Raw genomic sequence first — 19,123 nt, 5'->3', positions numbered from 1 at the left:
GAAGATGGCATCATTTCAGGCACGGGGCCGCGATCCCCTGTTCGACACGAACACCGCCGCGACGCTGGAAAAGCGCGGCCGTGAGTTGATCGGGCTGGCGCTGATGGCGCTGGGCCTGGCCGTGGCCGCGATGATTGCCTCCTATACCCCGGATGACCCGTCCTGGCTGTCGGCCACCGATGCGCCGGTGCAGAACTGGATGGGCCGGCTGGGCGCCTATGTCGCCGCGCCGCTGTTCATGATCATCGGCATGGGCGCCTGGGCGCTGGCGGCGGTGCTGACGGTCTGGGGCGTGCGGCTGGCCGCCCACCAGGGCAACGGGCGCGCCTTCACCTGCCTGATCTTCTCGCCGATCTGGGTGGCGCTGTCGTCGGTCTATGCCTCGGGCCTGCACGTCACCCCCGGCTGGATGCATGACTTTGGCCTCGGCGGGCTGTTCGGCGACATGATGATGGGGTCGTTCCTGACCCTGCTGCCGTTCTCGCCCGGCACCGGAGTCAAGATCGTGCAGATCGGCCTGGGCGGCGGCATCCTGGTCCTGGGCGCCTTCGTGCTGGGCTTTACCCGGGTCGAGATCCGGGCCATCGCGCGGTTCCTGATCGTCGGGCTGATCGTGGTCTACGCCACGCTGGTGCGGGCGCTGGGTCGCGGCGCGACCGGCGCTGTCGGCGCCGCGCAACGCGTGCAGGCGTTGCAAAGCGAACGCCGCGCCGCCCGTGCCGCCGCAGCCGAGGCCGCCGCCGCGCTGTCGGTCTCGGCCACCCCGGCCGCCCCGCTGAAACCCGCCGCCCCCGCGCGCGTGCTGCGCGCCGATACCCGGCTTCCGCCTTCGCCGGAACGCGGCTGGGACGACGACGAGGACGATGAGTTGATCGAGGTCCCGCGCGCCCTTCAGGCGGAAAAACCCGGCCTGCTGGCGCGGGTGCCGGGCGTGTTCCGCCGCGCCGACCCCGAGCGCATGCCGCAGCCCGAACTGGTCGAGCAGCTGATCGACCACGATGTCGAGGTCCCCGGCGAAGAGCGCATTGCCGCCAAGATCGCCAAGGCGGTCAAATCGCGCCTGCCCAGCACGCCGGACCCCGTCACCCCGCCCGTCGACCCCTCCAAGCCGCTGACCAAGGGCCGTGGCTACGGTCCGCAGCCGCTGCTGTTCCGGCCGGCGATCCGCGCCTCGGACCTGCCGCCCGAACCGCCGCTGACCGCCGCCGCGCGCAAGCTGCCAGCCGAACCGCCGCTGACCGCCCGGCCCGCCGCCCCCCGGGCGGCGATCCCGGCCGCGCCTCGGATGCCGGACCCGGCCCCCGCCGCCGCGCTGGCCCCCGCACCCGCCCCGCGCGTCCCCCCCGCGCCCCTGCGCGCGCCCACCGCTCTGCCCGAGGCGGAGGTCGACGAAGAGCTGTATTCCGACCTCAGCGATTTCGACGACTACGGCGATGACTACGGCGATGACTACGGCGACGACGACCGCGACGACGACGACGCCGACATCCTGACCGACGACCACACCCCGCCGCGCCTCCAGCGCGTGTCCGCGCCAGAGCCGAAGAAGGTCGTGCAGCAACCGGCGCGCAAGCCGATCCTGCCGTCACGACGCGCCCAGGCCGAGGCCCAGCCCAGCCTGCGCTTCGACGACGACTCGCCGGATTACGAACTGCCGCCGCTGTCGCTGCTGATGTCGCCCGACAAGATCGAGCGTCACGTCCTCAGCGACGAGGCGCTGGAGGAAAACGCCCGGATGCTGGAGACGGTGCTGGACGACTACGGCGTCAAGGGCGAGATCGTCAGCGTCCGCCCCGGTCCCGTCGTCACCATGTACGAGCTGGAGCCGGCGCCGGGCCTCAAGGCCAGCCGGGTGATCGGCCTGGCCGACGACATCGCGCGCAGCATGTCGGCGCTCTCGGCCCGCGTCTCGACCGTGCCGGGGCGCAGCGTGATCGGCATCGAACTGCCCAACGACAACCGCGAGATGGTCTGCTTCCGCGAGATCCTGTCCAGCCGCGAATACGGCGACGGCAAGCACAAGCTGCCGCTGGCGCTGGGCAAGAACATCGGCGGCGACCCGATGGTCGCCAACCTGGCCAAGATGCCCCACCTGCTGATCGCCGGCACCACCGGCTCGGGCAAGTCGGTGGCGATCAACACCATGATCCTGTCGCTGCTCTACAAGCTGACGCCCGAGGACCTGCGGCTGGTGATGATCGACCCCAAGATGCTGGAACTCAGCGTCTACGACGGCATCCCGCACCTGCTGTCCCCCGTCGTCACCGATCCGAAAAAGGCCGTCGTCGCCCTGAAATGGGTCGTGGGCGAGATGGAGGACCGTTATCGCAAGATGTCCAAGATGGGCGTGCGCAACATCGACGGCTTCAACAGCCGGGTGGCCGACGCGCTGTCCAAGGGCGAGATGTTCAGCCGCACCGTGCAGACCGGATTCGACGACGACACCGGCGAGCCGGTGTTCGAGACCGAGGAATTCGAACCCCGCAAGATGCCCTACATCGTCGTCATCGTCGACGAGATGGCCGACCTGATGATGGTCGCCGGCAAGGAGATCGAGGCCTGCATCCAGCGCCTGGCGCAGATGGCGCGGGCCTCCGGCATCCACCTCATCATGGCCACCCAGCGCCCCTCGGTCGATGTCATCACCGGCACGATCAAGGCCAACTTCCCGACCCGGATCAGCTTTCAGGTCACGTCCAAGATCGACAGCCGCACCATCCTGGGCGAAATGGGCGCCGAACAGCTCCTGGGCATGGGCGACATGCTCTACATGGCCGGCGGGGCCAAGATCACCCGCTGCCACGGCCCCTTTGTCAGCGACGAGGAAGTCGAGGAAATCGTCAACCATCTCAAGGCCTTCGGCCCGCCGGACTATGTCGGCGGCGTGGTGCAGGGCCCGGACGACGAAAAGGCCGAGGACATCGACGCGGTGCTGGGCCTGAACACCGGCGGCAACACCGGCGGCGAGGACGCGCTCTACGACCAGGCGGTGCAGATCGTCATCAAGGACCGCAAGTGCTCGACCTCCTACATCCAGCGCAAGCTGGGCATCGGCTACAACAAGGCCGCGCGCCTGGTCGAACAGATGGAGGACGAGAACGTGGTCTCCGCCGCCAACCACGTCGGCAAGCGCGAGATCCTGGTGCCCGAACAGGCCTGACGCGCCTGTCTGGACGCCGGGGTGAGGGGGCGTCGCAGGTTCGGGGCCAGCCCCGCATCCCGCGCGCTCCCCGGGACATCGCGGGCCGGAAGACGCCGGAGCGGTGCTTGAAGGGGCGGGTTTCCGCCCCGATATCTCCTGTCAGCGGGCCCGCTATCGCATAGCCGTGGCGTTCATGCGAAAAGGCGGCCATCCGAGCAGGAAGGACCACAGATGATCCGCAGCACTCTCGCCGCCCTGGCACTACTGACCTTTGCCGCACCGGCCTTCGCGCAGCAGCTTTCGCTGAACGAACTGTCGCGCTACCTCAATTCCATCACCTCCGCCACCAGCGGCTTTACCCAGATCAACGCCGACGGCACGCTGTCGACCGGGACCATCGCCATCAAGCGGCCCGGCAAGGTGCGGTTCGATTACGACCCGCCCGAGCGCGCGCTGGTCATGGCCACCGCCGGCGCGGTCTACATCCTCGACCGCAAGCTGAACGCGCAGCCCGACACCTATCCGCTCAGCCAGACGCCGCTGTCGATCATCCTGGCGCGGCGGGTCGATCTGGGCCGCGCCGGCATGGTGGTGGGGCATGGCTACGACGGCACCGCCACCACGGTGACCGCGCAGGACCCCGATCACCCGGAATACGGCACCATCCTGCTGAAATTCACCGGCGACCCGGTAGAGCTGCGGCAGTGGATCATCACCGACGGCAACGGCACGCAGACCACGGTGATCCTGGGCGGGCTCGAGGAAAAGAGCCTGTCGAACGAGGTCTTTTCCATCGACGCCGAACTGGCCCGGCTGAAACGCTGATCGCGCGGCGCCGCCCCTAGCGGGCGGCGCGGCAGGTTCTCAGTTGCCGTTCGTAGATCTCGGCACGGGTGCCGACGTCGGCCGACACGCGCAGCAGCCAGGACTTGGCGTTGTAGCTGCCCCGGCGATAGCCCGACCGGCCTTCGTGGTAGGCCAGGTAGTGCCGGCGCGCGTCCGACATCGGGATGCCCAGTTCCTGCTCGGATTTCTTCATGTACCAGCCCATGAAATCCGTGGCGTCGTTGATGTTGTCGCGCCGCGCGCTGCGGCGGCCCTTTTCGGCCAGGTATTCGTCCCAGGTGCCGTCCAACGCCTGGCTGTAGCCAAAGGCCGAGCTTTGCCGGCCCACCGGGATCACCCCCAGCCGGTACTGGAACGGCGTGCGCGCGTCGCTGTCGAACTTGCTTTCCTGGTAGATCGTGGCCATCTGCACGTGCACGGGCACGCCCCAGCGGCGTTCGGTCGCGCGGAAGGCGCGGTAGTAGCCCGGCCGCTGCTCCAGGATGGAACAGGCGTTGTCCAGGTTGCGCGGTGATTCGCCAGACCCGCCGCCGCCTCCGCAGGAGGCCGCCAGAAGAACGATCACCAAAGCGCGAAGGACTCTGCTCATTGTCACTCGCCTCGGTCTGTCTTTTTATTGAAAGACATTTTAGCTGATTGCGCCCGGCGATGGAATCACATTTCCTTGGCAGGGCGAGTCGTTGCTGCCGCAGGCTCGTGGCCGTGCCGATACCGGGGCGGCGCCGTGAGGCGGACTGTTGGCGGGGGTGTCACAGTTTGTTTCCCTGCAATTTGTGGCGAAAGTTGGACAATGCCCCTGGAATGGCGGTAACAAGGGGGTATGAAGAGGTCTGTCATGATGCACAAGCGCGCCAAGTATCACCTGGGCCAGGTCGTCCGCCATCGCAAGCACCCCTTCCGGGGCGTGGTCTTTGACGTGGACCCCGAGTTCTCGAACACCGACGAATGGTACGAATCCATTCCCGAGGACAGCCGCCCGTCCAAGAAACAGCCCTTCTACCACCTGCTGGCCGAGAACGACCAAAGCTTTTACGTGGCCTACGTGTCCGAGCAGAACCTGGTCGCCGACTACTCGGGCGAACCGGTGGACCATCCCGACATCCCCGACCTGTTCGGCGCCTTCCAGGATGGCGCCTACGAGCTGCATTTCCAGATGAACTGACCTTGCGGGGCAGGGTGCTGACCCGGTCTGCCCCGGTCACAAGACGAGCTGAGCCGGCGCGTCTTCCGGCCCGTCAGAGCGCGGTCTTGAGCGCCGCCAGCAGGTCCGCCACCTCGTCCTCGGTCGTCGACCAGCTGCACACCAGCCGCGCCGTGGCCAGCGCCTCGGGGTCGGCGGGCGGGTTGCCCCACAGGTGATAGACCGCGCCCGCCGCCTGCGCCGCCTGATGCGCCCGCAGCGGCGCGCGGAAAAACAGCATGTTGGCGCGGGACTTGTTGACGATCTCCAGCCCCAGCGCCTCCAGCCCCGTCGCCAGCGCCGCGCAGCGGGCATTGGCGCGCGCGGCCAGGTCGCGCCACAGGTCATCCTCCAGGTAGGCCAGCATCTGCGCCGCGACATAGCGGTGCTTGGAATAGAGGTGCCCCGCCCGCTTGACCCGCAGCTCGAACTCCTGCGCGCGGGTGAACCCGCTGCTGGCAGGGGTGTCCGGGTCAAAGATCAGCACCGCCTCGGCGTCCATCAGCCCGTTCTTGGTGCCGCCGAACACGGCGATGTCCACGCCCGCCTTCCAGGTCATCTGAGCCGGGGAACAGCCCAGCGCCACGCAGGCATTGGCAAAGCGCGCGCCGTCCAGGTGCACCGGCAGGCCGAACTCCCGCGCCACGCCGCACAGCGCGCCCATCTCCTCGACCGAATAGACGTTGCCGCCCTCGGTCACGTTGGTGATCGACACCGGCCCGCGCTGCGGCCCGTGCACGCCGCGGTTGCCCTCGCCCTCGATCGCCCTCCGAAGCGCCGCAGGCGTCATCACGTCGCCGCCGCGCACCAGCGTCAGCTTGGCGCCGCCGGTGTAGAACTCGGGCGCGTTGCACTCGTCCTCGTGGATATGCGCCTTTTCCGAGCAGAACACCGTCTGGAACGGCGCACAGAGCGTGGCCAGCGACAGCGCGTTCGCCGCCGTGCCGGTGGCGACCAGATAGACCGCCGCGCCCGGCGCCTCGAACAAGGCGCGCAGGCGGTCGCCCACCTCGGCCGTCACGCCATCGGCGCCATAGCTGGCGGCATAGCCGGTGTTCACGCGGGCAAGCGCGTCCAGCACCTGAACGGGCACCGGCCCGGCATTGTCGGAGGCAAAATTCATCGCGGTTCCTCGATGATGTGGTCTTCCCAGTCGTCTTCGTCGATCTCGAACTCGGGCACCGTCGCGTCGCGCATCGACACGCCGGCCGCATGCACCGTCTCGGCGTCGCCCGAGATCAGCGGATGCCAGTCGGCCAGCGGCTCGCCGTTCCAGAGCAGCTTGTAGGCGCAGGTTTCGGGCATCCAGTAGAGGTTCTTGGCGATGTTCGACGGCCGCAACACGATGCATTCCGGCACGAACTGGTGCCGGATCTCGTATTGCGCACAGCGACAGGTCGAATCGTCGAACAGGCGGCAGGACACGCGGGTCAGCGCCACCTCGCCTGTGTCCTCGTCCTCCAGCTTGTTCAGGCAGCACTTGCCGCAGCCGTCGCACAGCGCCTCCCACTCGCGCTCACTCATGTCCTGAAGACGCTTGCGTTCCCAGAATCGCGGCGCCAGCCCGCTGCGGTCGATCGGGTCGCTCATAACGCGGCCAGGATCGCGCGCGCCTGTGCGCAGTCGGCGTCCATCTGGGCGATCAGCGCGTCGAGCCCGTCGAACTTCAGCTCCGGGCGCAGGTAGTCCACCAGCCCGACCGACAGCGTCGCGCCATAAAGATCGCCGGTGAAATCGAACAGAAAGGTCTCGATGTTGGGCACCTCGCCGTGGAACATCGGCCGCACGCCGATGCTGGCCGCGCCGTGATAGCTGCCCCGGTGCGGCCCGTCGCGCACGTCGACCAGCACCGCGTAGACGCCAAAGCGCGGCGGGTGCAGCCCGTCGATGGACATGTTCGCCGTCGGATAGCCCAGCTGGCGGCCGCGCTGTTCGCCGCCGATGACCTCGCCCTCGATCCGGTGCCAGTGGCCCAGCAGGGCCTTGGCGTCGCGCGGGCGGCCGTCGCTCAGCGCGTCGCGGATCGCCGTCGACGACACCTGCACGCCGCCGGTCTCCAGCAGCTCGGCCACCGTCACGCCGAATCCCATGTCCGCCCCGAACCGTTTGAGATCCTCGACATCGCCCGCCCGTCCCTTGCCAAAGCAGAAATCCGCGCCCACCACCACGTTGACCAGGCCCAGCCCGTCGCGGATCACCCGCCCGGCAAACTGTTCCGGCGTCAACGAGGCCAGCGCGGTGTTGAAATTCAACTGGTACAGCCGCTCGACCCCCAGCTTTTCCAGCCGCGCGGCGCGCGCCTCGGCGCTCATCAGGCGAAACGGCGGGGCCTCGGGGGCAAAATACTCGCGCGGGTGCGGCTCGAATGTCATCACCCCCAGCGGCGCATGTGGCGCCGAATTGCGCGCCAGGTCGATCACCGCCCGGTGGCCCAGGTGGACGCCGTCAAAATTGCCGATCGCGGCGCTGGCGCCCCGGTCCTCGGGTCTCGTGTACTGGTAGTCTCGTATGATCCGCATGGCGTTTTCGTTAAAGGCCCCTCTCTCCGGGTGCAAGCGTCACCGACGCAGCGCCGCCGCGATCCGCGCCAGCCCCTCGCCGATCCGCTCGGCGGGGATCGAGCTGTATCCCAGCCGGTAGAACTGCCGCGGCACCTGCTGCCCGGCAAAGAACGGCGCGCCAGGTTCGATCAGCACGCTGTCGGTGCGCAGGGACCTGGCCAGCTGCTCGGTGTCCACCGCGTCGGGCGCGCGCATCCACAGGCTCGATCCGCCATGCGCGCCCTTGCCGGCGATCTCCAGCCCGTATTTCGCGATGGCCTCTTCCATGACGCGCCGCCGCGCCGCCAGCGCCTTGCCCAGACGGCGGATCAGCGAGTCGTAGTGGCCCAGGCTGAGGAAATGCGCCGCCGTGCGCTGGATCAGCCCGGGCGGATGGCGCAACACGCTGGCGCGCAGCGCCCGCGCCTCGCGGATGAAGGGGGCGGACCCGACGAGGTAGCCCAGCCGCAGGCCGGGAAACAGCGACTTGGAAAAGCTGCCGACATAGATCACCCGCCCGTCCTCATCCAGGCTTTTCAGCGCAGGGCTGGGCGGGCCAAGGTAGGACATCTCGAATTCATAGTCGTCCTCGACGATCAGCGCGCCCAGCTGCGCCGCCCGTGCCAGCAGCGCCTGACGACGCGCCAGCGGCAGGGTGGCCGAGGTCGGGCACTGGTGGCTGGGGGTGGTAAAGATCACCTGCGTGCCGTCGGGCACCCCCCGGGGCGGCAGCCCGTGTTCGTCCACCGCCACCGCCTGCACCTGCGCCCGTGACTGGCGCAGCAGTTGCCGCAGGGCCGGGTAGCAGGGGTCCTCGATGGCGACGCGGCGGCCCACGGTCAGGACCTGCGCGGCGATCCACAGCGCGTTCTGCGCGCCCATGGTGATCAGGATCTCGTCCGGGCGGGCCAGGATGCCACGGCGGGGCAGGGTGTGCCGCGCGATGAAGCTGACCAGTTCCGGGTCGTCGGCATCGAACTGGTCCTGCGTCAGCGCGTCAAAGTTGCGGACCCCCAGCGCCTGCACCGCGCAGAGCCGCCAGTTGGCATGGTCGAACAGCGTCGGGTCCGCCTGCCCGTAGATGAAGGGATAGCGGTAGCGCGTCCAGTCGGCGGGCTTGCTCATGCCCAGCGGCGGCCCGTCGGCAAAGCGCTGCGCCAGCGCGCGGTCCCAGTCCACCCGGTCCGTCCGCTGCGGCGGCGCGCCGAAATCCGGCGGCTCTGGCGCGTTGTCGGAGACGAAATAGCCCGACCGCCCGCGCGAGGTGAGGTAGTCGTTGGCCAGCAGCTCGGTATAGGCCAGCGTCACGGTGATCCGGCTGACGCCCAGGTGCCCGGCCAGCCTGCGGGTCGAGGGCAGTTTCTCGCCGCGCCGGAACCGTCCGGCCAGGATGCCCTCGGCCACCATCTGCTGGATGCGCGCCTGAAGCGTGCCCTGGGCGGTCCGGGTCAGCTGAAAGGTTTCGACGGGGATGGCCATGGGGTGCAGGCTAGACTGGACTGATGGGTCGCGCAATCTGGACTGACGGGCGGGAAGGGGGCTCTGCCCCCCGCCTGCCTGCGGCAGTCTCCCCCCGGGATATTTGTGGCCAGAAGAAACGCGGGGCGGGCGCCCGGTGTCCGCGGTGCGGGATTTTGTACAAAACGACATTTTTCGCGTACAAGACGTACCTTTTGTACAAGTCTCGCCGGCGGCGTTCAGGTCTTTTGCCGCTCGCCGAAGATGGCCGAACCGACGCGGACATGGGTCGCCCCCAGCGCGATGGCCTCTTCGAAATCGGCGCTCATGCCCATGGACAAGCCCTTGAGTCCATTGCGTTCCGCCAGTTTCGCCAGCAGCGCGAAATGCAGCGACGGGGTTTCGTCCACCGGCGGGATGCACATCAGCCCGACCACCGGCAGGTCCAGCGCGCGGCATTCGGCGACAAAGGCATCGGCGTCTGCGGGCAGGATCCCGGCTTTTTGTGTTTCTTCTCCGGTGTTTACCTCGATGAAGATGTCGGGGCAGCGGCCCTCCTCCTGTGCCAGGCGGGCCAGCGTCTGCGCCAGTTTCGGGCGGTCGAGCGAGTGGATCGCGTCGAACAGGCCAAGGGCCTGCCGCGCCTTGTTGGTCTGCAAGGGGCCGATCAGGTGGACCGAGACGCCGTCGAACCGCGCCTTGAACTCCGGCCACTTGCCGGCCGCCTCCTGCACCCGGTTTTCGCCGAACAGCCGGTGGCCTTGTTCGAGCACCGCCTCGACCCGCTCCAGCGGCTGCACCTTGCTGACGGCGATCAGCGTGACCGCGTCCTCGGCGCGGCCCGCCGCCTTGCAAGCCCTTGATATGCGGGCGCGAATCTCTGTCAGTCCCATGGTGTGTCTCCCCAGGCCTCGATGAAGGGGGCCAGTTCGGTTTCGTACTTGCGCCAGGCCTCGCGCCGGCCGGTGTGGATCGGCTGGCGGACCTGCATCAGGCTCAGCGTTTTCACGTTGGTCTTGGCATTGTGGAAGTCGAGGCAGGCGTCCTCCCACTCCAGCCCCGCCGCCGCCACCAGCGCGCGCGCCTGCGGGTCCGGGTCGCTGACCAGGTCGTCGTAGCTTACCTCGTGGATGCGGTCGGGCAGGCGGGTCTTCCAGTGGTCGACCGAGGCGCGGAACATCTTGATGGCATTGGCGATGTCGGCGAAATCGTTGGCGTAGCGGTGCGTGCCCAGCTTGAAGTGGTTCTTGTAGATCGACAGGGCGGTGTCGCGCGGATCGCGGTGGACCACGACGATGCGCGCGCCGGGCATGCCACGCGCGATCAGGCCAAAGATCATGTGGCTCTGGATCGACTTGTCCGTCACCACGCCGGAGTCGGCCCCGGTGTCGCGCCGGACCAGCCGCGCATAGGCTTCGGCCCAGCGGCCCAGCCGCACCTCGGACAGGCCCTTTAGCGGGGTCATCTTGTGGGCTGGGCCGAACTGCTGCACCGCCTGTTTCAGCGCATGGCCCAGTTCGCCCCCGGCCTGTGCCATGCTGTGGCTGGCGATGATCTGTTCCACCAGCGTGGTCCCCGACCGCGGCATCCCGGTGACAAAGACGGCGCCGGGCCTGCGTGTCTCGCCCACCGGGGTGTAGTCGTCTGTCTCCTGCGCCTTGAGGAAATCGGTCCACTCGGCGGTGCGTTCCTCGGGATCGAAGGGGGCCAGCTTGCGCTGCAACTGGTTCGCGCGGTCGAGGTAGGCAAAGACCTTGTCGGTTTCGCCCACCTCCTCGCAGGCCTTGGCCAGGGCAAAGCCCAGGTGCATGCGCGAGGCGTCGGTCAGCCCCTCGTCCTTCCAGAGGGTCTTCATCCGGTCGAACAGCGCCTCACCCCTGGCCATCTTCTTGCCGCCGGAGAGCACGCGGTAGATTTCGCCCTCGCGGGGGAACTTGCGCAGCAGTTGCAGGATGATCTTTTCGGCGGCGGCAAAGTCGCCGATGTTCTGCAGGTAGACCGCCTTTTCGCCCAGCGGCTTGGTCGGATTCGGCTCAAGCGCGATCAGGCGGTCGTAGAGTTTCAGCACCTTGTCGGCGTTGCCGAGGCGGGTGTGGGCCAGGATCGCGGTCTCGATCAGGGCCTTTTCCGCGGGTCGTTTCTCCAGCGCGCGTTCCAGTTCGCGGACCTGCGCCCGGCTGTCGCCGCGGGCCTCGGCGATGCGGGCCAGCTGGAAATGGACTTCGGCCGCCCCCTTGGACGGCAGGAGAAGGGCCTTGAGCGTGGTTTCCGCCGGGGCCAGCTGGCCTTGGGCAATCTGCGTGAGTGCGCGTTTGTACTGCGCCTGGATCTGCTGGGGCGTCATGGCACCGTCTCTTGTCTCCTGCGCCCCGGTTCTTCCAAAAGAAAAGAGCGGACGCAAGCGCCCGCTCTTTCCTTAGCCAGTTGGCTGGTGTCCTTAGAAGGACATTGCCAGACCGAACGAGTAGCTGTCGTAGTCGCCCGGGAGGGCGCCAGCGAAGCGACCGTCGCCGATGCCGAACACGGCCGGGCCGACGTCGACCGAGCTGGAGCCGTAGCCGAACTGTGCGACCAGACCGCCGCCGAGGTCATAGTTCACGGCCAGGCCGAAACCGCTGTCCTTCAGCGAACCGGGGAAGCTGTACTCACCGTAGTTGGCCGACACGGTCAGAGCGTTGACGGTGTAACCCAGGCCCAGACCCCAATGATCGACGGTGGTGCCGGCGATGTCGGTTTCCGAGTAGTTCAGGATCGCCATCAGGCCGTTGTCGAAGGTGGTGTCGAGGCTGATACCGGCAACCTGCACGTCGAAGCCGCCGCCGAAGTCCACGCTCTGGTAACCGATGCCGACGCCAAGGGTCAGGCCGGCGAGATCGCCAGTGTACTTGAAGCCGATGCCCCAGACCGGGTCAACGACGCCAGTGTCGTCGATTTCAGCCGAGATGGCGACCGAGAACGCGTCGAAGGTGTAATCGAAGCGTGCGATCTGGCCGTCGTGGGTGCCGTCCAGGCCGGAGTTGAAGTTGAAGCCGGCGTGGGTGGTGTGGTCGTCAGCGATCGAGCCGCCGATGCCAACTTCCTTCATGGCCCAGTCGAACGCACCGTCGGTGTCGCCCATGGTCAGGCGTGCGCCACCGTATGCGATGAAGACGGCGAAGTCGTCTTCCACGGTGGTTGCGATGCCGCCGGCTGCTTCTTCCAGCTTGATCTTCGAGCCGAAGGTCAGGCCGTTGTCAGCTTCGCCCGACAGGGTGAAGGTGATGTCGGTATCGGTGTGGAACTGAGCCGTCGCCAGGTCATCACCGTCGATGACACCCATCTCAGCCGAGCCAGTCACCTTAACTTCTGCCGCGGCGAGGCCTGCGGTCGCAACCAGCGCGGTGGTCGCAAACAGGATCTTTTTCATTGTTTCCCTCATGTGTTCAAAGGCACGTACCAAGCCGGTGCTCCGGCCTTGATGACGTTTCTATGCGCTTTGGGGGGTGGCCAATGCAACCCATCCAGAAACGTCCCCCGCAACAAGCGGATCAGTGATGCGATATTGTCACAAGGGTTTTGGGGGTGGCCCATCTTTGCGCGCGTTTGCAGCGTGTTGCGCCGGAACTTGCGCAAAAACCCGCCGATCATCTTTGCTTGCCGCTGGACCGTGCCGCTTGTATGCAGGGCGTCGAAGTTTTCGGCACGGGGGACCGTCATGAGCATATCGCGAATCCTGATCGGCACCGGCCTGGTGGTGATCATGGCGGCGACCTCCGGGTGCGGCGCGTTCGGTGGAAAGCGCGCAGCGCGCGAACCGGTTGAGACGCCCTCGGCGGATGCCATCATAGAGGACCTGCGCGCAGAACAGGGCGGCGCCCGCTCCAAGAGCACGATCTGGGACATCTTCAAGGCGCGCGAGGACGTCGGCCGGGTCGGCGCGGTCAACCGGTATATCTGGAACGCCTCGCTCGACGTGCTGGATTTCCTGCCCGTCCAGTCGATCGACCCGTTTACCGGCGTGATCACAACCGGTTACGGCACACCGCCGGGGGGTGGCACGGCCTATCGCGCAACCGTGCTGATCAGCGATCCGGCGCTTGATGCCCGGTCGCTCAACATCGCGTTGCAGACCCGCTCCGGTCCGGTCGATCCGGCCACCGTGCGGGCCATCGAGGATGCGATCCTGACCCGCGCGCGCCAACTGCGCTCGCAGGACGCAAAGTTCTGACATCATCGGCGTTTGTCGCTGATCCCAGGGCCGGATCCCCCGTGGAGGCCGGCCTTTTTCATGCCGCGCGCGCTCAGTCGCGGACAGGTCTGGCGGGCAGATCCCCCAGCCGAGCCACCCAGTCGAGGTGCTGCGGCAGGCAGACCCGGCTGAGATCGTAGGTGTCGCGCACCAGAGCGCCGGCGTTCGCACCCAGCCGCGCGCGGGTCGGCGCATCGTCCAGAAGGGTGCAGATTCGGTCGATCAGCGCCTCGCGGTTGAAGAAATCCACCATCCAGCCGGTTTCGTCCTCGGTCATGACCTCGCGCACCGGCTCCGTGCCGCTGGCGACGATGGCGGCCTCGGCGCTCATCGCCTCCAGCAGGGACCACGACAGCACGAAAGGGTAGGTCAGGTAGACGTGCACCCGGCTGACCTGCATCATCGCCAGGAACCGATCATAGGGCACGCGGCCCAGGAAATGCACGCGATTCCAGTGTGGGGTCGGGATGCGGCCGCGCACCTCGTCGATGAAGATCTGTTTCCACGTCTTGCCCTGCGGCGGCTTGGCTCCGTAGGACACCCCGTCGCCGCCCAGCAGGACGACATGGGCATTCCTGCGCCGCTTCAGCAGCTCGGGCAGGGCGCGCATGAAGACGTGGTAGCCGCGGTAGGGCTCGAGGTTGCGGTTGATGAAGGTGATGACCTCGTCGTCGCGCGTCAGCGTCAGGCTGTCGGTCACCTGCAACCGCGCCGCCGGGTTGGGCTTGACCAGGTCAGTGTCGATGCCGTCATGCGCCACGGTCAGCCGGTCCTGCCAGTGGTCCGGAAAGGTCGAGGCCTGGAACCGCGTCGGCGAGATGCCGGCATCCATGACTTCCTCGTGCAGCCGGTTGTTGAGGTTCTTCATCCGGATCCGCATCTTGTCCGCTTCGGGACTGCGGCTGGGAAACTCCGGGTCGAAGTCGACGAAGGTCTCGGTCGTCAGGTGGTAGAGCTCGCAGTAGAGGCCCAGCCGCGCGTTGGGCCAGACATCCTTGAGGAACATGCTTTCGCCCCAGCCGTGGTGCGCGCAGATCACGTCGGGCACGAATCCCGCCTGTTTGAGGGCCTGCGCGCCGCGATAGCACGAGGTGGCGCGGATGATCTTGGTTTCGAAATCCGCCAGCCAGGGGTGGATCTTGGGGGAGGAGGCGCCGGTGATGGCATAGGGGACGATGCGCACCCCCTGCCAGACCTGGGCTTCCTTGACCTTGCAGGTCAGCGCGACGACCTCGTGCCCCAGTTTCACCAGCGCCGGGGCAAGGTGTTTGTATTGACCCGGAAAGTTCTGGTGGATCAGGAGTATCTTCATCTGCGCGTCCTCGTGCGGCCTCTGGCGGGCGGGCTTTGCCGGCATCCTAGACGCAGGTTCGACAAAAGGGAATCGGCTGGATGACGATCGCCGGTGCCTTCGCCGCGACGGGAAAGGGCTTTGCAAAGCCCTTCAACGCGCTTCGAAGCGCGTTGGCGCCCGGCCCGCCGGCTGCGCGCCCTCCCGATGACCGCCCCGGGACCGCCCGCCGGCATTTGCGCTTCCTCTGGACGATCCGGCCCGCGCGCCCTATCACCCCGCCCCAGACCCCGCCTGCCGGAGAATGCCCCATGTCGCGTTACGACCCCGCTGAAATCGAGCCGAAATGGCAAAAGGCCTGGGAAGAGGCCGAAACCTTCAAGGCGCGCCGCACCGGCGACAAGCCCAAGTACTACGTGCTGGAAATGTTCCCGTACCCCTCGGGGCGCATCCACATCGGCCATGTGCGCAACTACACGATGGGCGACGTGATCGCGCGCTACAAGCTGTCGACCGGGCACAACGTGCTGCATCCGATGGGGTTTGACGCCTTCGGAATGCCGGCGGAAAACGCCGCGATGAAATCCGGCGGCCACCCCAAGACCTGGACCTACGACAACATCGCCACGATGGTCGGCCAGATGAAGCCGCTGGGCTTTGGCCTCGACTGGTCGCGCATGTTCGCCACCTGCGACCCGGAATACTACGGCCAGCAGCAGGCGCTGTTTCTCGACTTCCTCGAGCGGGGGTTCGTCTACCGCAAGAACGCGGTGGTGAACTGGGACCCGGTCGACATGACCGTGCTGGCGAACGAGCAGGTGATCGACGGCAAGGGCTGGCGCTCTGGCGCCGAGGTGGAGCGGCGCGAGCTGACGCAGTGGTTCTTCAAGATATCCGACATGGCGGGCGAGCTGCTCGACGCCATCGACGGGCTCGACGAATGGCCGGCAAAGGTCAAGCTGATGCAGCAGAACTGGATCGGCAAGTCGCGCGGATTGCAGTTCTCGTGGGATCTGAGCACCCCCGTGCATGGCTTTGAAAAGCTGGAGGTTTACACCACGCGGCCGGACACGTTGATGGGGGCGAGCTTCCTTGGCCTGTCACCCGACCATCCGCTTGTGAAAATGTTGGAAAAGGACAACCCCGAGCTGGCGGCCGCCGTGGCGCAGATGCGCAAGGGCGGCACCACCGAGGAGGCCATCGAGAAGGCCGAGAAGCTGGGATACGACACCGGGTTGACGGTAAAGCACCCGCTGGACCCGTCCTGGGAAATCCCGGTCTGGGTGGCGAACTTCATCTTGATGGACTACGGCACCGGCGCGATATTCGGCTGCCCGGCGCAGGACCAGCGCGACCTCGATTTCTGCCGCAAGTACGGCCTGCCGGTGATCGACACCTTTGTTTCGCTCGATGACCCGAAGCGCGTCGAGAACACTGCTTTCGTTCCGCCCAAGACGGAAAAGGTGAAGTGGCTCAACCATTTCGCCGGTCTTGATGAGGCGACGGGTGAGGAGGCGATCGAGACCACCATCGACTGGATGGAGGCGCGTGGCCTCGGGACGGGCGTCGAGAAGTACCGCCTGCGCGACTGGGGGCTGTCGCGGCAGCGCTACTGGGGCTGCCCGATTCCCGTGGTGCATTGCGCCGATTGCGGCGTGGTGCCCGAGAACAAGGAAAACCTGCCGATCCTGCTGCCCGACGATGTGTCATTCGACGTGCCGGGCAACCCGTTGGACCGGCACCCGACCTGGCGCGACTGTGCCTGCCCGGCCTGCGGCAAGCCGGCGAAGCGCGAAACCGACACGATGGACACCTTCGTCGATTCGTCGTGGTACTTCGCCCGCTTCACCGCGCCGCACGCCAAAACGCCGACCGACCTGGCCGAAGCGGCCTACTGGATGAACGTCGACCAGTACATCGGCGGCGTCGAGCACGCGATCCTGCACTTGCTCTATTCGCGCTTTTTCGCCCGCGCGATGATCGCCTGCGGTCACCTGCCTGAGACCGCAAAGGAGCCGTTCAACGCCTTGTTCACGCAGGGAATGGTGACGCACGCGATCTACAAGATCATCGGTTTGGATGGGCGTCCGACCTATCTTTTCCCGTCCGAAGTTCATCAAATGGTTCTTTTTGGGAAGGAGGTAGCAATTCGTAAACCGGCCAACTTTGACCAAATGACCGATGAGGAGTTCATTGAATATGCTCGCGAGCATGAGAATGAAGTAGAAATCGTCCCCTCGGCCAAGATGTCAAAGTCTAAGAACAATGTCGTCGATCCGATGCAGATTATCGCAAACTATGGTGCCGATACCGCGCGCTGGTTTGTTCTTTCCGACTCACCCCCGGAAAGAGATGTCGAATGGACTGATCTTGGTGCGGTAGCAGCCAACCGCCATCTTGCCCGCGTCCATCGCATCGCGGCCGAGATCGCCGCCTCTGACGCGCCGGCCACGCAGGAGGACGAACCGCTGCTGCGCGAGATGCACAAGTGCATCCACGATGTGACGATGGGGGTGGAATCCTTCGGCTTCAACGCCGCCATCGCCAAGCTCTACGCCTTCACCAACGCGCTGGCCAAGTCGCGCGCCGGGGCGGAAGTCAAGCGGCAGGCGGCGCGGACCCTGGCGCAGCTGATGTCGCCGATGACGCCGCACCTGTCCGAGGAAATCTGGCAGCTGCTGGGCGGCGAAGGGCTGATCGCCAATGCGCCCTGGCCCAAGGCCGACCCGGCCATGCTGGTCGAGGACACGGTGGTCCTGCCGATCCAGGTGAATGGCAAGCGCCGGGGCGAGATCGAGGTGCCGAGGGACCTGCCCAAGGAAGAGGTTGAAAAGATCGCTCTGGCGCACGAAGCTGTTCAGCGGGCCCTCGACGGGGGCCAGCCGAAAAAGCTGATCGTGGTGCCGGGGCGGATCGTGAATGTGGTTGTCTGACCGAAGGGGTTTCATCCTGGGTGCGCTGGCGCTGGGAGGCTGCGGCTTTACCCCGGTCTACGGACCGGGCGGCACCGCGGCCGGCCTGCAAGGGGCCATCGCGCTGGCGGAGCCGAAGACCGAGAACAGCTACTACTTCAACCGCCGATTCGAGGAACGGCTGGGCCGGGCCGGGGCGGGGGCAGCCTACAGTCTGGCCCTGCAACTCCAGACCGACGAGCAGGACCTGGGGTCCACATCGACCGGGAACACCACGCGCTACCGGCTGATCGGGCGGGCCTTCTACACGCTGAAGGACAGCACGACAGAGGCCAAGCTGCTGGAGGGGCGGACCAACGCCTTTACCGGCTATTCCACCACCGGATCGACCGTGGCGACACGCGCGGCGCGGACCGATGCGGAACGGCGGCTGATGGTGCTGCTGGCCGACCAGGTGATCGACGACCTGCTGTTGTCGGGCGTGGGCGACGCATGAAGCTGTCGCCCCGCGACGCCGCCGCCTTCTTTCGCAAGCCCGATCCCAAGGTGGCCGGCCTGCTGATCTACGGCGAGGACGCAATGCGCGTCGCCATGAAGCGGCAGGAGGTCATTGCCGCGATCATCGGTCCCGAGGGCGAGACCGAGATGCGGCTGACCCGGCTGAACGGCGGCGAGCTGCGTCGCGACCCTGTGGCGCTGCTGGACGCGGTCAAGGCGCAGGGCTTCTTTCCCGGTCCGCGCGCCGTGCTGGTCGAAGAGGCGGTGGATGGTGCCACCGAGGCGATCAAGGCGGCGCTGTCGGACTGGCGCGAGGGCGACGCGCAGGTGATCGCGACCGCCGGGGCGCTGGCGGCGAAATCCTCGCTGCGCAAGTTGTTCGAGGGCGCCAGGACCGCCTTTGCCGCCGCGCTCTACAACGATCCGATGGGCCGGGCCGAGATCGAGACCGAACTGGCGCGCGCCGGATTGCGCGACATCGACCGCGAGGCGATGGGCGCGCTGGAACACCTGGCGCGTGACCTGACGCCGGGGGATTTCCGCCAGACGCTGGAAAAGATCGTGCTCTACAAGTTCGAGGATAGCAAACCGCTGACCCCGGACGAGGTGGCGCTGAATGCCCCCGCATCGGTGGAGGCCGAGATCGACGACGTGTTCCACGTGCTGGCCGAGGGCCGGACCGGAGAGATCGCCCCGGTGATGCAGCGGCTGGAGGCGCAGGGGGTGACGCCGGTGACGCTGCTGATCATGGGGATGCGGCACTTTCGCGTGCTGTTTGCCATTGCGACCGCGCCGGGCGGCCCGGCACAGGGCATCGGCAAGCTGCGCCCGCCGATCTTTGGCCCCCGGCGCGACCGGATGCTGCGGCAGGCGCAGGGCTGGTCCTCGGCCCGGCTGGAAGAGGCGCTGATCCTCTTGATGGATACTGATCTGACGCTACGCTCCGCCGGGCAGAAGGCGCCCGCCATGGCGCTGGTCGAGCGCGCCTTTGTGCGGCTGGCCTGGATGGCGCGGCGCTGAGCCTGCAA

At 66.9% G+C, this 19,123-nt stretch carries 17 protein-coding genes; 7 read left to right on the top strand and 10 right to left on the bottom strand.

Annotation, left to right across the window (positions count from 1 at the left end):
• The first annotated feature begins 4 nt into the window (after positions 1–4).
• Together MAA8898_RS10490 and MAA8898_RS10485 are read left to right on the top strand one after the other, a co-directional pair.
• On the top strand, positions 5–3,160 hold the full coding sequence (locus MAA8898_RS10490; RefSeq protein ID WP_094020968.1) for a DNA translocase FtsK: 3,156 nt from the start codon (positions 5–7) through the stop codon (positions 3,158–3,160).
• Positions 3,161–3,373: 213 nt separating this feature from the next.
• Positions 3,374–3,967: a LolA family protein gene (locus tag MAA8898_RS10485; RefSeq protein WP_094020967.1), complete on the top strand. Its 594-nt coding sequence runs from the start codon at positions 3,374–3,376 to the stop codon at positions 3,965–3,967.
• A gap of 16 nt (positions 3,968–3,983) precedes the next feature.
• Here the strand turns inward: MAA8898_RS10485 and MAA8898_RS10480 are convergent, their stop codons facing one another.
• Positions 3,984–4,577: a transglycosylase SLT domain-containing protein gene (locus tag MAA8898_RS10480; protein WP_094020966.1), complete on the bottom strand. Its 594-nt coding sequence runs from the start codon at positions 4,575–4,577 to the stop codon at positions 3,984–3,986.
• Positions 4,578–4,823: 246 nt separating this feature from the next.
• Between MAA8898_RS10480 and hspQ the strand changes: the two genes are divergently transcribed.
• Positions 4,824–5,150, top strand: coding sequence for a heat shock protein HspQ (gene hspQ, locus MAA8898_RS10475; RefSeq protein WP_094020965.1), 327 nt, complete (start codon positions 4,824–4,826; stop codon positions 5,148–5,150).
• Between the two features lie 73 nt (positions 5,151–5,223).
• Here the strand turns inward: hspQ and MAA8898_RS10470 are convergent, their stop codons facing one another.
• From MAA8898_RS10470 to MAA8898_RS25780, 8 genes are all read right to left on the bottom strand, one after another.
• Positions 5,224–6,291 carry a threonine aldolase family protein gene (locus tag MAA8898_RS10470; protein ID WP_094020964.1) on the bottom strand — a complete coding sequence of 356 codons (1,068 nt, stop codon included), beginning with the start codon at positions 6,289–6,291 and terminating at the stop codon, positions 5,224–5,226.
• On the bottom strand, positions 6,288–6,758 hold the full coding sequence (locus tag MAA8898_RS10465) for a YcgN family cysteine cluster protein (protein WP_094020963.1): 471 nt from the start codon (positions 6,756–6,758) through the stop codon (positions 6,288–6,290). The genes MAA8898_RS10470 and MAA8898_RS10465 overlap by 4 nt, the downstream gene beginning before the upstream one ends.
• Positions 6,755–7,687, bottom strand: a complete 933-nt coding sequence (locus MAA8898_RS10460; protein WP_094020962.1) for a bifunctional riboflavin kinase/FAD synthetase — start codon at positions 7,685–7,687, stop codon at positions 6,755–6,757. The genes MAA8898_RS10465 and MAA8898_RS10460 overlap by 4 nt, the downstream gene beginning before the upstream one ends.
• A gap of 39 nt (positions 7,688–7,726) precedes the next feature.
• Positions 7,727–9,187, bottom strand: a complete 1,461-nt coding sequence (gene pdxR, locus MAA8898_RS10455) for a MocR-like pyridoxine biosynthesis transcription factor PdxR (protein ID WP_094020961.1) — start codon at positions 9,185–9,187, stop codon at positions 7,727–7,729.
• Between the two features lie 218 nt (positions 9,188–9,405).
• Positions 9,406–10,059, bottom strand: coding sequence for a YggS family pyridoxal phosphate-dependent enzyme (locus tag MAA8898_RS10450; RefSeq protein ID WP_094020960.1), 654 nt, complete (start codon positions 10,057–10,059; stop codon positions 9,406–9,408).
• Positions 10,050–11,510 carry a tetratricopeptide repeat-containing sulfotransferase family protein gene (locus MAA8898_RS10445; protein WP_094020959.1) on the bottom strand — a complete coding sequence of 487 codons (1,461 nt, stop codon included), beginning with the start codon at positions 11,508–11,510 and terminating at the stop codon, positions 10,050–10,052. The genes MAA8898_RS10450 and MAA8898_RS10445 overlap by 10 nt, the downstream gene beginning before the upstream one ends.
• A 93-nt stretch (positions 11,511–11,603) precedes the next feature.
• Complete coding sequence (locus MAA8898_RS10440; protein ID WP_094020958.1) at positions 11,604–12,572, bottom strand: porin; 969 nt, start codon at positions 12,570–12,572, stop codon at positions 11,604–11,606.
• Between the two features lie 8 nt (positions 12,573–12,580).
• Positions 12,581–12,868 carry a hypothetical protein gene (locus MAA8898_RS25780; protein WP_141194826.1) on the bottom strand — a complete coding sequence of 96 codons (288 nt, stop codon included), beginning with the start codon at positions 12,866–12,868 and terminating at the stop codon, positions 12,581–12,583.
• Between MAA8898_RS25780 and MAA8898_RS10435 the strand changes: the two genes are divergently transcribed.
• The gene (locus MAA8898_RS10435; protein ID WP_094020957.1) at positions 12,861–13,373 is read left to right on the top strand and encodes a DUF3576 domain-containing protein; all 513 of its coding nucleotides are present in this window, start codon (positions 12,861–12,863) and stop codon (positions 13,371–13,373) included. The two genes, MAA8898_RS25780 and MAA8898_RS10435, sit on opposite strands and share 8 nt — an antisense overlap.
• 73 nt (positions 13,374–13,446) lie before the next feature.
• Here the strand turns inward: MAA8898_RS10435 and MAA8898_RS10430 are convergent, their stop codons facing one another.
• Positions 13,447–14,706, bottom strand: a complete 1,260-nt coding sequence (locus MAA8898_RS10430) for a glycosyltransferase (RefSeq protein WP_094020956.1) — start codon at positions 14,704–14,706, stop codon at positions 13,447–13,449.
• A gap of 290 nt (positions 14,707–14,996) precedes the next feature.
• Between MAA8898_RS10430 and leuS the strand changes: the two genes are divergently transcribed.
• Genes leuS through holA form a run of 3 tightly spaced genes read left to right on the top strand, consistent with a single transcriptional unit; the run spans position 14,997 to position 19,115 of the window.
• Positions 14,997–17,618 (top strand): leucine--tRNA ligase, encoded by a 2,622-nt coding sequence (gene leuS / locus MAA8898_RS10425; protein WP_094020955.1) that lies wholly within the window; start codon positions 14,997–14,999, stop codon positions 17,616–17,618.
• Entirely contained in the window at positions 17,605–18,093 is a 489-nt protein-coding gene (gene lptE / locus MAA8898_RS10420; protein ID WP_094020954.1) for an LPS assembly lipoprotein LptE, read from the top strand. Before leuS ends, lptE begins: the two co-directional genes overlap by 14 nt.
• A complete protein-coding gene (holA, locus tag MAA8898_RS10415; protein WP_094020953.1) occupies positions 18,090–19,115 on the top strand; it encodes a DNA polymerase III subunit delta in 1,026 nt (341 codons plus the stop codon). Before lptE ends, holA begins: the two co-directional genes overlap by 4 nt.
• The last annotated feature ends 8 nt before the right edge of the window (positions 19,116–19,123 follow it).

This window comes from Antarctobacter aquimaris (assembly GCF_900184945.1).
Classification (GTDB): Bacteria; Pseudomonadota; Alphaproteobacteria; order Rhodobacterales; family Rhodobacteraceae; genus Maliponia; species Maliponia aquimaris.
The sequence above is the reverse complement of the archived record's forward strand: the minus strand, read 5'-3'. Positions and strand labels throughout refer to the sequence as shown.

Coding starts and splice junctions, on each gene's coding strand:
- MAA8898_RS10490 (WP_094020968.1), top strand. CDS start 5: ATGGCATCATTTCAGGCACGGGGCCGCGATCCCCTGTTCGACACGAAC.
- MAA8898_RS10485 (WP_094020967.1), top strand. CDS start 3,374: ATGATCCGCAGCACTCTCGCCGCCCTGGCACTACTGACCTTTGCCGCA.
- MAA8898_RS10480 (WP_094020966.1), bottom strand. CDS start 4,577: ATGAGCAGAGTCCTTCGCGCTTTGGTGATCGTTCTTCTGGCGGCCTCC.
- hspQ (WP_094020965.1), top strand. CDS start 4,824: ATGATGCACAAGCGCGCCAAGTATCACCTGGGCCAGGTCGTCCGCCAT.
- MAA8898_RS10470 (WP_094020964.1), bottom strand. CDS start 6,291: ATGAATTTTGCCTCCGACAATGCCGGGCCGGTGCCCGTTCAGGTGCTG.
- MAA8898_RS10465 (WP_094020963.1), bottom strand. CDS start 6,758: ATGAGCGACCCGATCGACCGCAGCGGGCTGGCGCCGCGATTCTGGGAA.
- MAA8898_RS10460 (WP_094020962.1), bottom strand. CDS start 7,687: ATGCGGATCATACGAGACTACCAGTACACGAGACCCGAGGACCGGGGC.
- pdxR (WP_094020961.1), bottom strand. CDS start 9,187: ATGGCCATCCCCGTCGAAACCTTTCAGCTGACCCGGACCGCCCAGGGC.
- MAA8898_RS10450 (WP_094020960.1), bottom strand. CDS start 10,059: ATGGGACTGACAGAGATTCGCGCCCGCATATCAAGGGCTTGCAAGGCG.
- MAA8898_RS10445 (WP_094020959.1), bottom strand. CDS start 11,510: ATGACGCCCCAGCAGATCCAGGCGCAGTACAAACGCGCACTCACGCAG.
- MAA8898_RS10440 (WP_094020958.1), bottom strand. CDS start 12,572: ATGAAAAAGATCCTGTTTGCGACCACCGCGCTGGTTGCGACCGCAGGC.
- MAA8898_RS10435 (WP_094020957.1), top strand. CDS start 12,861: ATGAGCATATCGCGAATCCTGATCGGCACCGGCCTGGTGGTGATCATG.
- MAA8898_RS25780 (WP_141194826.1), bottom strand. CDS start 12,868: ATGCTCATGACGGTCCCCCGTGCCGAAAACTTCGACGCCCTGCATACA.
- MAA8898_RS10430 (WP_094020956.1), bottom strand. CDS start 14,706: ATGAAGATACTCCTGATCCACCAGAACTTTCCGGGTCAATACAAACAC.
- leuS (WP_094020955.1), top strand. CDS start 14,997: ATGTCGCGTTACGACCCCGCTGAAATCGAGCCGAAATGGCAAAAGGCC.
- lptE (WP_094020954.1), top strand. CDS start 17,605: ATGTGGTTGTCTGACCGAAGGGGTTTCATCCTGGGTGCGCTGGCGCTG.
- holA (WP_094020953.1), top strand. CDS start 18,090: ATGAAGCTGTCGCCCCGCGACGCCGCCGCCTTCTTTCGCAAGCCCGAT.